Here is a 13,130-nt window from a genome sequence, read left to right as displayed (position 1 = left end):
GCAGGGAAGGGCGCGCCCCTCCGTCACCGGTGTATCATTTCGACGACGCCGAAGAGCGGTCGCACAAACCACCCGTGTAGTTGAGGGTCAATCCCTGCGGATTGTTACAATGACGTACCCGTTGCGGATCCCTTTCGCTGAACCTGCGTACGTTCTGTTGAGAAGAACGAGCACTCACTGTCAGGGGACGACAAATGAGCAGTTTCTACGTGTCTGCCACAGCGGCGAACGGCATTGCCGCGGGAAATGACCAGACCGGGAACGGCTCACGGGAACGTCCCTGGGCGACAATCGGACGTGCCAGGATGGCAGCCGCGAACGGCGACACGGTTTATCTGAATGACGGCATCTATTCACCGTCGGATGGCGTCTATGCACCGGCCAAGACCCTGGAGATCAGCAACTCTGTTTCTTGGATGGGTGTAAGGGATTACGGTGCCACCATCCGTGGCGTCGCGGGCCAGTCGCGTGTTGTTGGCATTTCCGAGGACCAGGCCGGGACCGTCACATTCGGCAAGATCAACATCGACGGTGCCAATGGCACCACGTCACTAATCACGCTCAACAGCCAAGCCTCCACCTACGGCATCCGGCTTGATGGCACACGGCTGTTGAATCCGACGAGCTACGGCATTCAGGGAACGAGCAGCGGTACCCGCGCGCGGATCAGCCTTAATAATGTTCAGTTCAGCGCAAGCAGCGCGCTTTCGATGCTGAATGTATCATCAATGCTCGCCGGTGGCGTCACCATCCAGGGCGGATCCGTGAATATCGCGAGTGCCTGGCGCTCGGGCTTCGGAGGAATCGCCACCGTCAACGCGAACGCCGCAGGCGTTTCTGCGAGCATATCCGGGGTCGTCGCCAACCTGACGGCGACCGGCACCAGCGCGACGGGCAATGGCGCAGGCCTTTACTATGGAATCCGCCTCACCGACGTGGCAGCGCCGCTGATCGAGAACAACAACATCACACAGAACGGCACGTCCGTCGACCAGATCGGCTCTACGGTGCTGGTGACCTACGATAGGCTGAATCCCTTCAACGTGTCCGGCGGCATCATCCGCTATAACACGCTGCGGAACTATATCGACGGCGGTGCCGGCAAGATCATCCTGGTGGGTGCCGACTCCGATCCAGGCGACTCTGTGCGCAATTATGCGAACAACTTTCAGATCTACGGGAATAGCGGCTTCGGCGACCAGGGAGCGGAATCAGCGAAGCTGCACGGCATCCTGGTCGGCTGGCAGACGGGCGCCAAGGTCTATGACAACAGCATGGACTACACGAGCCTCGCCTATGTGATGAAGGGAATGTCGGGGCAGACGCTTGTCTTCGACAACACCGACACGCATACGAGTTCCAAGAGCCTGTACCAGAAGGGCGGCACAGGCGTTCAGTTTCTCTACAACACAAGCTACCAGACCGGAGATCTAAGCCCGGACATCATCAATATCGGCGATGCAAGCTCGGCCATCTACAACGCCAACAACGCCACCGTCATCGGCAATTCCCTGGTCTACACCGGGACGCCGGACTCCTTCCTGACGGTCTCCCCAGGATCCAGCATCGCCACCATTTCAGGCAACAACTACTATTCCGCCACGGGCAATGTCAGCTCTGCCTGGAGCTATAAGGGCACCAATTACAAGACGATCGAAGCATGGAGGGCGGCCGTCGAGGGCAGCGCGACGGCAAACCGGAACGTGACGCTCGGCCAGGGTGCCATCCTGGATGCCGTCGGCGTGTCCGGCCAACCCTTGAAGCTGGCCGGCATGGTCAACGGCGTGCAGACCTACCGCGTAACCTTCACGACCGGCGTTGCCGGCACAACGACCTTCGCGATCGGCAATTTCGGTGCGTCCGGTGCGGCTGCCATCTCGGGCACGGTCGACGCGAACACAACCGGGACCGGCAATTCGAGCTTGAGTGGCTCTGGCCTCCAGGATGGAAGGTACGGGCCCCTGGGAAGCGGCGGCCGGAAATCCTACAGCGTTTCCTACGATGGTCTGGCTGCGGTCGGAGGGCAGGTCCTGCGCGTCTATGGCAACTACACCAACACGCGGCCGATCGAGATCCAGTTCAGCAGCAACACGTCGGGCGCCGCACCCAGCGCGACTCACACGGCGCCGGTCTCGTCCGATGTCGCAGCAAACAAGACGAGGAGCGAGCAAATGGTCACGATGCCATTCGCGAGCACCTCTCTTGTTAGTCCTGAGGCGGGGCAGATCGGGACGGATGGGTTCGCGGTGAGCAGCAGGGTCCAGGGTGTCTCCCTTGCAGATGCCGGCTTCCCTGGCGTCGAGAATGGCACTTACAGCTTTACGGGCGGCGCGGCGTCTGCCCTGTATCCATCGCTTGACCCGACGGTCGCGCCGCATTTGCGGGGAGGCACCAGCGCGGCGGCGGCGGCACCTTCAACCAAGGCCGGGAACACGGCACCGCTTCTGACGGCGGACGCGGTGAGGGCCGTCGCGGACGACCGGACGGTCAAGCCTTTCGCAGGTGCGACGGTCAATGATCCGGACCGCGGCGCCAAGACAAGCGTGACAGTACAGCTGGATGACCCGGCGAAGGGCAGCTTCGCCTCACTCGGCGGCTTTACCGATAACGGCAATGGTCTCTACGCTTTCTCGGGCAGCCCCGACGAGGCCCAGAAGGCGTTGCGCGCCATGGTTTTCGATCCGGCCGACGGACGCGTTCCAGCAGGGAAGAGCGAACTTGCGCAGTTCACCGTCACTGCTTCCGACGGCATGGTCGCGTCCTTTGACGAACGCATAACGGTGATCGTCTCCGGAACGATGGAGCGGCGTCAATCCCTTCTCACAGCGAGCCCGGCCGCCTGAGCGCATCAGGGCTGTCTGATCAGGGCTGCCGCTGGAGGAGGCGAGTTTCGAGCGGCGCAGGACTGGCCTGGGGATTTGATGGGCAAGCCACTGGCCGGTCGCCAGCCGTGCTGGAGGAGATGCATGGCGGCATCCCGAGGGAATGCCGCCGCCGCGTCACCTCACCCAGGCAACATCCGCTCCACGATGCGGGCATAGAGGGCGGCACCATAGGGGATTGCGGAATCGTTGAAGTTATAGTGCGGATTGTGCGCCTGGGCGCCGGGACCGTTGCCGACATGGATATAGGCACCCGGCACCTTCTCCAGCATGAAGCTGAAGTCTTCCGAACCCATCACGGGCGGGCGGTTGCGATTGACCAAGTCCTCGCCCACCAGGTCCGCCGCCGCATCGGCCAGCTCCGTCGCGCGCTCCGGATGGTTGATGGTAGGCGCGAAGATCAGCCGGAAGTCGAGGCGTGCCGTCGCACCGAAGCCCGCAGCGACCCCTTCCACGACGCGCCTCATCGCCACCTCGATCTCCTGCGCCACCTCCTTGCTGAAGAAGCGCGCGGTGCCGGAGAGCGTGGCGCTTTGCGGGATCACGTTGTAGGCGTCGCCCGCAACGACCTTGGTGACGCTGACGACCGCCGTCTCGCGCGGAGAGAGGTTGCGCGCGACGATCGACTGCAGCGCCGAGCCGATATGGAAGGCCGTCAGCACCGGATCGACGCTTACCTCCGGGCGCGCGCCATGCGCGCCGCGCCCCTCGATCATGATGTCAAAGAAGGCGCCACCGGCCATGAAGGGTCCGCTGCCGATGGCATATTTCCCGACGTCGAGTGCCGTGGCGTTGTGCATCCCGTAGAGCTTGTCGCAGGGGAAGCGATCCAGCAGCCCGTCCTCCAGCATGGCCAACGCCCCGCCGCAGCCTTCCTCACCCGGCTGGAAGATAAAGTTCACGGTTCCGCTGAAGGCGCGCGTCTCCGCCAGGTAGCGCGCCGCGCCCAGCAGCATCGTGGTGTGCCCGTCATGGCCGCAGGCATGCATGCGGCCCGGATTGCGGCTCGAATACGGGAGGTTGGTCAACTCCTCCAGCGGCAGCGCATCCATGTCGGCGCGAAGCCCGACGGAACCAGTGCCGCTGCCATTGCGTAGCACGCCGACGACGCCGGTCCGACCAACGCCCCGATGCACCTCAATGCCCATCGCTTCTAGCTGCTCCGCGACGATACCAGCCGTGCGGTGCTCCTCCATTCCCAGCTCGGGATGGGCATGCAGGTCCTGCCGAATGGTGGTGAGCTCGTCATGATAGCGGCTGATATGCTCGAACGCGGACATCGTGGTCTCCGGCAGGGCAGCACCGCCCGAGTGGCGGCAGGGAGCGCCGGGCAGGCTTGCCCGGCACCAGGTCAGGTCAGGCGGCGCGAACGTCCCAGAAGACGAACAGTCCCTTCGGCACATCCGAGAGACGCCGGCGGAAAGCGGTCTTGTAGAAATACTGGCCGGTGGGCACGTAGGGCACCTCCTGCATTGCCACGGCCTGAATCTCGGCAGCCGCCTTTTCCTGCGCCTCGACATCCGGCGCGTCCAGCCAGGCCTCGCGGAGCTGCTCGATGCGCGGGATGTCCGCCCAGCCGAAGAATCCCTTGTCGCCGTTGCAGCGAAGTACCTGCTGCACAACGGGGTTGATCATGTCGAGGCCCGCCCAGGTCGTGTTGAACATGCTCCAGCCACCCTGGTCCGGCGGCGCCTTGCTGGCGCGCCGCTGCACCAGCGTGCCCCAGTCGGACACGGCTGGTTCGACATTCATGCCGATCTTCTTCAGCGTATCCAGGCAGACTTCACCGAGCGCCGCCAGCACCGGCTGGTCGGAGGGGATCATCAGGATCACCCGCTCGCCCTTGTAGCCAGCGGCCATGAGCGCCTGCTTCGAGGCTTCCATAGCCCGCTTCTTCGTTATCGCCTCGATGGAGGCCGCATTTGCCATCGGGGTGTTCGGCGTGAAGATGCCGACGCCCGTCGCGTAGAGGCTGGGATCAGTGCCCGCCGCGGCGATCATTGAATCCTCCTGGCTCATTGCCTCCAGCACAACCCGGCGCACCGCGGCCTTGTCGAAGGGCGGATGCAGGTGGTTGAAGATGCCGGTGCCCATGGTTCCGAGCGGCGTCGCAAGCTGTGTCGCGATCTGGCGGCTGCGCTCCAGTACCGGAAGGAGGTCATTGGTCGGGTTCTCCCACCAGTCGACCTCGCCATGCGACAGGGCGGAGGCGGCCGTGCCGGGATCCGGCATGACATGCCATTCGACACGGTCAAAATGCGCGCGCTTGGGCCCTGCAGCCCAGCTCGAGAGGCTGCCGCCCTCGCGCGGCCTGTATCCGGCAAATCTCTCATAGACCGCCCGGGCGCCGACCACGCGCTCATCGGCCTTCCATCTGAAAGGACCGCTGCCGATCATCTCAGTAACGGCCCTTGTGGCCTCGGTTTGTGCCAAGCGCTCGGGCATAATGAGCAGGGCAGGGGGCCCGACCTTCGCCAGCGTGTCCAGCATGGCGCCGTAGGGCCGCTTCAGCCGGATGACGAAGCTGCGGTCATCGGGGGCGCTGATCTCGTCCATCCGCGCCAACAGCGCTTGGCCGAGCGAGTCCCGCTGCGTCCAGCGCCGGATCGAGGCCACGCAGTCGCGCCCTCGCACCGGTTCGCCGTCGTGGAATTGCAGCCCTTCGCGGAGCCGGAAGGTCCAGCGCCGGCCATCATCTTCAACCCTGTGCCCCTCGACCATCTGCGGCTGCGGGCGCAAATCGGCATCCAGACCATAGAGCTGATCCCAGATCATCAGCCCATGGGTGCGGGTGATATAGGCGGTGGTCAGCACCGGGTCGACGACCGTCAGATCGCTCTGCGGCACGTATTTCAGGACCGAGTTGCCTTGGGACTGCCCGAGCGAGGGGCGTGGCAGGATGGTTGCTGCGGCGGCGCCGGTCAGCAGGGTGCGTCGAAGCATGGCGGACCTGTCTTCTCCAGGGCGGGAACCAGGACTGGCGCGGGGCGTCTGACGCGCCCGTTTCGGCCCCTACCAAAGCCTGCCGCACGCCGGGCGACAAGGACCCTTGCACCAAATGCCGTGCCGCTTCGGCTTCGGTTCGAGGCCGGGGCCGGCCTCACCGGATCCGCCAACCTGTGCTAACCAAGGGGCGGCTTCGTTCCGGCTGGAGGGCTGATCATCGCTGGTGACAGCCCGGAGGCGCAAGATGCGCGTCCTGCATCGATGAACGACTTGCCGGGCGGGAGGGGTTTGGGCTGTGGCGAAAGAGAGCATGACGGACTCCACCTATGCGTGGTGGCGGCTGCTGGCCTCGGTCCTTCTCTCCGCTATCGGCGGCATCGGTCTCTGGTCCATCGTGGTCGCGCTGCCCACCGTGCAAGCGGAGTTCAACGTTGCGCGGGCCGGAGCCTCGCTGCCTTACACGCTGACGATGCTGGCCTTCATGCTGGGCGGCGTGCTCATGGGACGTGTCGCCGACCGCTTCGGCGTCGTCCTACCCGTTGTGATCGGCACGCTGGCGCTGGGCACAGGATATCTGGCGACTGCCTTCGCCGCCGATCTCTGGCAGTTCGCGGCGCTCTACGCGCTTTTCATCGGCGGCCTAGGCAGCTGTGCCGTCTTCGGCCCTCTTGTGGCGGATACCTCCCTCTGGTTCGTCCGCAGGCGCGGCATCGCGGTGGCACTCTGTGCCAGCGGCAATTACTTCGCGGGCGCCATCTGGCCACCAATCCTGCAGCAGTTCATTGCGACCTACGGTTGGCGCACGACGCATATCGGCATCGGCCTGTTCTGCGTCGCAACGATGCTGCCTCTGGCCCTCGCTCTTCGCCGTCCGCCGCCGGTGCAGGCCGCCGGAGCCGCGGCGCTGACGAAAGGGGGGCTGGCACAGCTCGGGCTCTCGCCCGGTGCGCTGCAAGCCCTGCTCATGATCGCGGGCGTTGCCTGCTGCGTCGCGATGGCGATGCCGCAGGTGCATATCGTCGCCTATTGCGGCGATCTCGGCTACGGTCCGGCGCGCGGAGCCGAAATGCTGTCGCTCATGCTGGGCTTCGGCGTCATCAGCCGCCTTGTCTCTGGCGGAATCACGGACCGGGTGGGGGCGCCCATCATGCTGCTGCTGGGCTCAGCCTTGCAGGCCGTGGCGCTGGCGCTGTTCCTCCAGTTCGACAGCCTTGGCTCGCTCTACATCCTGTCGGCCATCTTCGGCCTTTTCCAGGGCGGGATCGTGCCTAGCTACGCCGTCATGGTCCGGCAGTTCTTCCCGCCGGCCGAGGCGGGGCTGCGCGTCAGCCTGGTCCTGTCTTCCACCCTGGCCGGGATGGCCCTCGGCGGCTGGCTCTCGGGCGCCATCTTCGACGCTACCGCGAGCTACCGGCTGGCAATGGTGAACGGCATCGCCTGGAACCTGCTCAACCTGTCCATCGCGGTTTGGCTTGTGCTTCGGCTGCGCGCCAAGCCGGCGCTGCTGGCACGATAGCCGCGCTCGAGCCACGCGGCCGCTCCGGGGCATACGCGGACGGCGAGTGGCCAGACGCGACGGCTTGATCGTCGTCCAGGACGTGGCGCTATGCGACGAGCACCTCGACCTTCTGGCACTGGTTGTTGGCGTAGCCCTTCGGGTTCCACGGCGCCTCTTCGATCGGCTGGGCAGCGCCCCGCGCATTCCTCGCACGCGGCATCAAAATGAAATGGCCGGCCGAGGGAGGTGTCCAGCTCAACCGGAACGGAACCCAGGCAAAGGCGCCCCCCGCCGGCGACATCTCGGCAGCCTTCCAGTCCCGTCCACCATTCGTCGAGACATCGACACCGGCCAAGGGTGTATGGCCGGACCAGGCGAAACCGTGAATTTGCACCGCCTGGCCCACTTCAAGCTTCTCCGTGGCAAGGGGCGACACGATGAGCGACTTCACCGGCATGTCCTCGATCACCTTCATCTCGGAAGGGGCCGGCTTCTCGCCGGGCTGCAGGCTGCGTACCGGCAGGCGGTAATCGTAGCCGGTCATCTTGGCGCCATCGTGTTCCCGGTCGCGTAGCGTGATCCGCTCCAGCCACTTCTGCCAGGCCGAGCCCGGAAAGCCCGGCGCCACGATCCGCATCGGCGCACCGTGAAGCGGCGTCAGCGGATTGCCGTTCATGGCGAAGGCAACGAGGGTCTCCGCCGAAAGAGCCTTCCACAGAGGAAGACCACGCGACAGCGCGGGCCCATCGCTCTTCGGGTCCCGATCACAGCTGAAATGTGCCGTGTAGCACGCCGAGGGTCTCGGCCCGGCAGCCCTCAGCAGATCGGCGAGGCGCACGCCAGTCCACCGCGCGCAGCCGATCGCGCCGTCGCCCCATTGAAGCCCCTCCGTCGGAGGCGTGAAGTTACGGCGGCCATTCCCCGCGCATTCCAGCACGGCCTCCTCCGTCACCGTCTCGAAGCGAGACCGGATATCATCCAGGCCGAGGCTCATTGGCCGATCGACCTCTCCGTCGATCACGAGCCTCCAATCGTTCAACTGCTGCGCGGTGAAGGAAGGAAGAACACCGTTGTTGCGCACGAAGAAGCGGTCGATCGGGGTCACAGCGTCGCGCAGCAGATGCACCGGCGCTTCCGCGTTGAGGGTCACGTCCTCTAGCACCACAAGGTCGCCCTTACCGGACCGACGCAGCAAGTCCTCGAATGCCGCCGCTTTCATCTTCTATCCTAATTTTTCGCCCGCGGTTGGAAAGCCTTGCCCGGATCTGGATCCCCGAACCCCGGGTTTCCACGGTAGCGACGTTCCTAGCCCTGCTCGGATCGTTCCAATCCCGCGGCCGCAACAAGCCCAGCCTGCCGCCACAAGGCCCGCGCCGCTGGCCGTGCGGCGGCCGCTCATCCGGTGCTTTCGCCCCGTGAGCCCCCGGGAAACCTGCCGCCGGAGCCATGAAGCGGCGAGCACAGCTAACCCGCCGCCTACACAAGTGTCCCTTGACCCGGATGTCACTTCTGCACCGTATGCCGCCATGAGCGAGACGAACCCTCTCCTGGCACCCTGGACGACCTCGTTCGGCATGCCGCCTTTCGACCGGATCCAGCCCGCGCATTTCGCCCCCGCCTTTGAGGAAGCCATGGCGTCGCATTTGGCTGAGATAGAGGTCATCGGGGCCAATCCGGCGCCGCCGGACTTCACCAATACCATTGAAGCCCTGGAGCGCAGCGGCCGTGCCCTGACGCGGGTCGGCACCCTTTTTTCCAACCTGGTGGTCAGCCTTGGGGGCGAGGCGCTCGAGGCCCTGGACCGGGAGTTGTCGCCGCGGCTCGCCCAGCACGGCATGCGGGTTTCACTCGATCCTGCGGTCTTCGCCCGGGTCGATGCCCTCCACCAGCAGCGGCACGCGCTGGGGCTGGAGGAAGATCAGCTGCGCCTGCTGGAGCGTATCCATCTCGGCTTCATTCGCAGCGGCGCGGCCCTGGACGAGGCGGCGAAGGAGCGCATGGCCGCGATCTCCGAACGGCTCGCGGTGCTGCACACCCGGTTCGGCCAGAACGTGCTGCATGACGAGAAGGCTTGGCACCTGACGCTGGCCGAAGCCGATCTCGATGGGCTTCCCGACTTCGTGCGTGCCGGCGCGTCCCAGGCGGCCGCTGAGCGGGGGATCGAGGGCTTCGCCGTCACCCTGTCCCGCTCGCTGATCGAGCCCTTCCTGACCTTCTCCGCTCGGCGGGACCTGCGCCAGGTCGCCTACAAGGCCTGGATCGCCCGCGGCGCCCATCCCGGCGACCGCGACAACCGGGTGTTGATCCCCGAAATTCTGGACCTGCGCGCGGATCGGGCGAGGCTGCTCGGCTATCCGAGCTTCGCTGAGTTCCGCCTGGTCGACACCATGGCGGGCACCCCGCAGGCGGTCCAAGGCCTGCTGGCGGAAGTTTGGGAGCCGGCCAAGCGCAAGGCCGCGGCCGAGCGGGACCGGCTCCTCGCCGTGGCCGGGGCCGAGGGATTCGTCGGACCAATCGAGCCCTGGGACTGGCACTACTATGCCGAGAAGGTCCGGCGCGCCGACTACGCGCTGGATGAGGCCGAGCTGAAGTCCTACTTCGTATTCGCCAACATCCAGCAGGCCGCCTTCGACACTGCCACCAGACTCTTCGGCGTCTCCTTCGCACCGCGCCCAGACCTGGCGACCTACCACCCGGATGTGCAGGCCTATGAGGTGCGGGACGCGTCGGGGCATGTCGGCGTCTTTCTGGCAGATCCCTATGCCCGGGCCGACAAGCGCTCCGGCGCATGGATGAGCAGCTACCGCGACCAGGAAACGCTCGACGGCCTGGTTTCGCCGATCGTCGTCAACAACAACAACTTTGCCAAGTCCGAGCCGACGCTGCTCAGCTTTGACGATGCGGAGACACTGTTCCACGAGTTCGGCCACGCCCTGCATGGCTTGCTCAGCCAGGTGCGCTATCCCAGCCAATCCGGCACCTCCGTCCGCCAGGACTTCGTGGAGCTGCCTTCGCAGATCTACGAGCACTGGATTGCCCTGCCCGAAACCCTGCGCCGCTACGCCCTGCACCACGGGACCGGCGCGCCCGTACCCGATGACCTGATCGCGCGGCTGCTTTCCGCGCGGGAATTCAACCAAGGCTTCGCCACGGTCGAGTACACCGCTGCCGCCCTGCTGGACATGGCGCTGCATAGCCACCCTGCGCCGGCTGCGCTCGACATCGAGTGCTTCGAGGCCGATTATCTGAAGTCCATCGGCATGCCGGCCGAGATCGGCATCCGCCATCGCCCGGCGCATTTCCAGCACCTCTTCGCGGGGAGCGGTTATGCGGCGGGCTATTACTCATACCTGTGGGCCGAGGTGCTGGATGCCGATGGCTTCGAAGCCTTCAGCGAGGCGCAGAATCCCTTCGATGCCGCCACAGCCGCCCGCCTGCGAGCCCTGCTGGGAGCTGGAGACACACGGGATCCCATGGATCTGTACGTCGCCTTCCGCGGCCGCCCTCCCAGCACTGCGGCGCTGCTCCGTAGCCGCGAGCTGGTGACCAACTGAACCTTCCGAACGATTGCAATTGGACCGTCTTGATGCCCATCGACAACGCACGTCCCGTGCTCGCCACCCATAGCGGCAAGTTCCACTGTGACGAAGTATTCGCCTATGCCGTCCTACGCTTGGCGCTCGGCCTGAACGAGCCGGGCGGGGACCATCTCCTGTTGCGGACGCGCAAGCCGGAGCTGCTCGAAAGCGCCGACATCGTCTGGGACGTGGGAAGCCTCCATGATCCGGCGAAGAACCGCTTCGATCATCACCAGCGCGGCGCGCCCCTGCGTCCCGATGGCACGCCCTTCTCCTCCGCCGGCCTCGTCTGGCAGGTATTCGGCGAAGGTGCGGTCGCCCGGCTGCTGCAGGCAAAGGGGGCTGAGGCTTTTGCCGCGGCTATCGCGGCCGAGCTCGACGCGGGCCTGATCCGGCGCATCGACGAGGTGGACACCGGCGTCTCGGCCAATGGCCCTGTCTTGGATGATAGTCTCGGGCTCGCGGCATTAATCGGCCAGTTCAACCCGACCTGGGACGATCCCGCCGGATCGGGCGCGACTGCTGGGGACGCGGCCTTCCTGGAAGCCGCGGCATTTGCCGATGGGGTCCTGCGCCGCAAGGTCGGCAGCCTGCGCGCGCGACACGCCGCGGAGGCGTCGGTGCTGGCGGCCCATCGGTCCGGGGAGGACCCCCGCATCCTGGTGCTGGATCGCGGCATGCCCTGGAAGGGCGCAGTCTTCAGCCATGATCTGCCGGTCCTTTTCGCCGTAAGCCCAGCCTCGAACGGGAACTGGATGCTGGACACCATGCCGCCGGAACCGGGCTCCTTCGCGCAGCGCCAGCCCCTTCCGGAGGCCTGGGCGGGCCTGCAGGAGCGTGAGCTTGCCCAGCAATCCGGGGTGGAAGACGCGGTTTTCGTGCATTTGCGGCGCTTCGTCGGCGCGGCCAGATCGAGGGCTGGGGCGGTCGACATGGCGCGGAAGGCCCTGGGAGAGGTTGGCTGAGGATCCAGGGCCTCACCGGACCTGTTTCAGTCACGAGTGGTGCTAGGCGGCATCCCGATATGGAGCGGCATCGCTCCATATCGGGATAAGATGCCGTTACTACGACGGCGTGCCGCGTATGAAAGGATGATCGGGGCGGCGGATCAGAGTTCACGTTGTCAAAGGATGTGGTCGGTGCTGATCAAATCCTCATACTCGCCGTTCTCGCTCGCTTCCTCACCGATGCCGTTTCGCGCGACCTGAGGGCGATCACGAACCTCGCCGGCGCCATACCCGCCATACCTACGTCTTTCGGACCCGAACTCGCCCGAGAAGCGAAGGAGGTAACCGCACGGATTCAAGGCGGCATCTACTTTGGCTGATCTACCAAGAACATCCAAGATCGTCAGAGGTCGGCAGGCTTCCGGGCTTCTCCACTCCTCATCGCGGGAGCGGTGATCCGCTCGGCTGCACGCCTAGTTCCTGCAACGTCGAGAAGAGTTCCAAGCGGCTGAAGGGCTTCTCCAGATAGCGCTCGTTCTGGCCCAGCGGACGGTCGGCGGGCGCCCGTTCGTGGCCGCTGTAGTAGACCGCGAGAAGGTCCGGCCTTGAGCGGCGCGCCTCCTCGACCACCGCAAAACCGTTCATCTCAGCACCGAGATCGATGTCCGTGAGGATGATCTGGCAGGCCGGGGTTGAACGCAGGACGTTCAACGCTGCTTCGGGCGCACTCGCCTGCCTGATCGTATACCCACGATCCTCCAGGGCGAGATGAACGATTTCGAGGACATCCGGATTGTCCTCAACCACCAGCAGATCACACATAGGACAGCCCCGATACCAAGTCTGATAGGAGTTCTAAACTACGGTTGGGACCAAAGGTTTTCCCCGAGCCGGCGGGGTGGCCGCTGGTGTAGTCAGACTCCGGCTTCAATCCTGTCCGGAGGCGAGAGCCTGCACGCGCCGCGCCATCTCCGTGACGCCCGGCCCAGCATCCCGCAGCACCCGATCGCGATCGAGCATGAAGGCAGGGGCACCGCAGTTGAAGGCGGCGATTCCCCCTTTCGGAAGCGCGACGGCGGCGCCGGCGGAATGGACCTCGCGGTTCCAGTCGCCGATGGAAACCGTGAAGCCGAGGGCGGCATGCATGTCCACGGCCTCACGCAGCGCATCGCGAACCACCGCCCAGCGCTGGGGGAAGCGCTCGGCGATCTGGTGGTCGATGGCGGCGCGTTCTTCCGCCGAGGCGATGGCGTAATAGGCCCGCCCCATGGCAGTGACC

The 13,130-nt window shown here is 65.4% G+C and carries 9 protein-coding genes; 4 read left to right on the top strand and 5 right to left on the bottom strand.

The window, feature by feature from the left end; genetic code table 11:
* Positions 1–194 precede the first annotated feature (194 nt).
* A complete protein-coding gene (locus tag GSE44_RS18740) occupies positions 195–2,843 on the top strand; it encodes a beta strand repeat-containing protein (protein WP_159350360.1) in 2,649 nt (882 codons plus the stop codon).
* Between the two features lie 161 nt (positions 2,844–3,004).
* Here the strand turns inward: GSE44_RS18740 and GSE44_RS18735 are convergent, their stop codons facing one another.
* Both GSE44_RS18735 and GSE44_RS18730 read right to left on the bottom strand, forming a co-directional pair.
* The gene (locus tag GSE44_RS18735; protein ID WP_159350359.1) at positions 3,005–4,162 is read right to left on the bottom strand and encodes a M20 aminoacylase family protein; all 1,158 of its coding nucleotides are present in this window, start codon (positions 4,160–4,162) and stop codon (positions 3,005–3,007) included.
* 76 nt (positions 4,163–4,238) lie between these two features.
* Positions 4,239–5,825 carry an ABC transporter substrate-binding protein gene (locus GSE44_RS18730; RefSeq protein ID WP_159350358.1) on the bottom strand — a complete coding sequence of 529 codons (1,587 nt, stop codon included), beginning with the start codon at positions 5,823–5,825 and terminating at the stop codon, positions 4,239–4,241.
* A 313-nt stretch (positions 5,826–6,138) separates the two neighbouring features.
* On the opposite strand from GSE44_RS18730, the gene GSE44_RS18725 reads away from it, so the two are divergent.
* Complete coding sequence (locus GSE44_RS18725) at positions 6,139–7,344, top strand: MFS transporter (RefSeq protein WP_159350357.1); 1,206 nt, start codon at positions 6,139–6,141, stop codon at positions 7,342–7,344.
* 88 nt (positions 7,345–7,432) lie between these two features.
* On the opposite strand, the gene GSE44_RS18720 is transcribed toward GSE44_RS18725, so the two are convergent.
* Positions 7,433–8,545, bottom strand: a complete 1,113-nt coding sequence (locus tag GSE44_RS18720) for a sulfite oxidase (protein WP_159350356.1) — start codon at positions 8,543–8,545, stop codon at positions 7,433–7,435.
* 307 nt (positions 8,546–8,852) lie between these two features.
* Here GSE44_RS18720 and GSE44_RS18715 point away from each other — a divergent pair, with 307 nt between their 5' ends.
* Together GSE44_RS18715 and GSE44_RS18710 are read left to right on the top strand one after the other, a co-directional pair.
* Positions 8,853–10,880: a M3 family metallopeptidase gene (locus tag GSE44_RS18715; RefSeq protein WP_159350355.1), complete on the top strand. Its 2,028-nt coding sequence runs from the start codon at positions 8,853–8,855 to the stop codon at positions 10,878–10,880.
* Positions 10,881–10,912: 32 nt separating this feature from the next.
* Positions 10,913–11,869, top strand: a complete 957-nt coding sequence (locus GSE44_RS18710; protein ID WP_159350354.1) for an MYG1 family protein — start codon at positions 10,913–10,915, stop codon at positions 11,867–11,869.
* Between the two features lie 420 nt (positions 11,870–12,289).
* On the opposite strand, the gene GSE44_RS18705 is transcribed toward GSE44_RS18710, so the two are convergent.
* Positions 12,290–12,673 (bottom strand): response regulator, encoded by a 384-nt coding sequence (locus GSE44_RS18705; RefSeq protein ID WP_159350353.1) that lies wholly within the window; start codon positions 12,671–12,673, stop codon positions 12,290–12,292.
* A gap of 105 nt (positions 12,674–12,778) precedes the next feature.
* Positions 12,779–13,120: a hypothetical protein gene (locus GSE44_RS18700; RefSeq protein WP_159350352.1), complete on the bottom strand. Its 342-nt coding sequence runs from the start codon at positions 13,118–13,120 to the stop codon at positions 12,779–12,781.
* Positions 13,121–13,130 lie beyond the last annotated feature (10 nt).

Origin of the sequence: Muricoccus harenae, assembly GCF_009848505.1 — a bacterium.
GTDB lineage: Bacteria > Pseudomonadota > Alphaproteobacteria > Acetobacterales > Acetobacteraceae > Roseomonas > Roseomonas harenae.
Note: the sequence above shows the minus strand (reverse complement) of the source record. Positions and strands in the feature narration are given on the sequence as shown.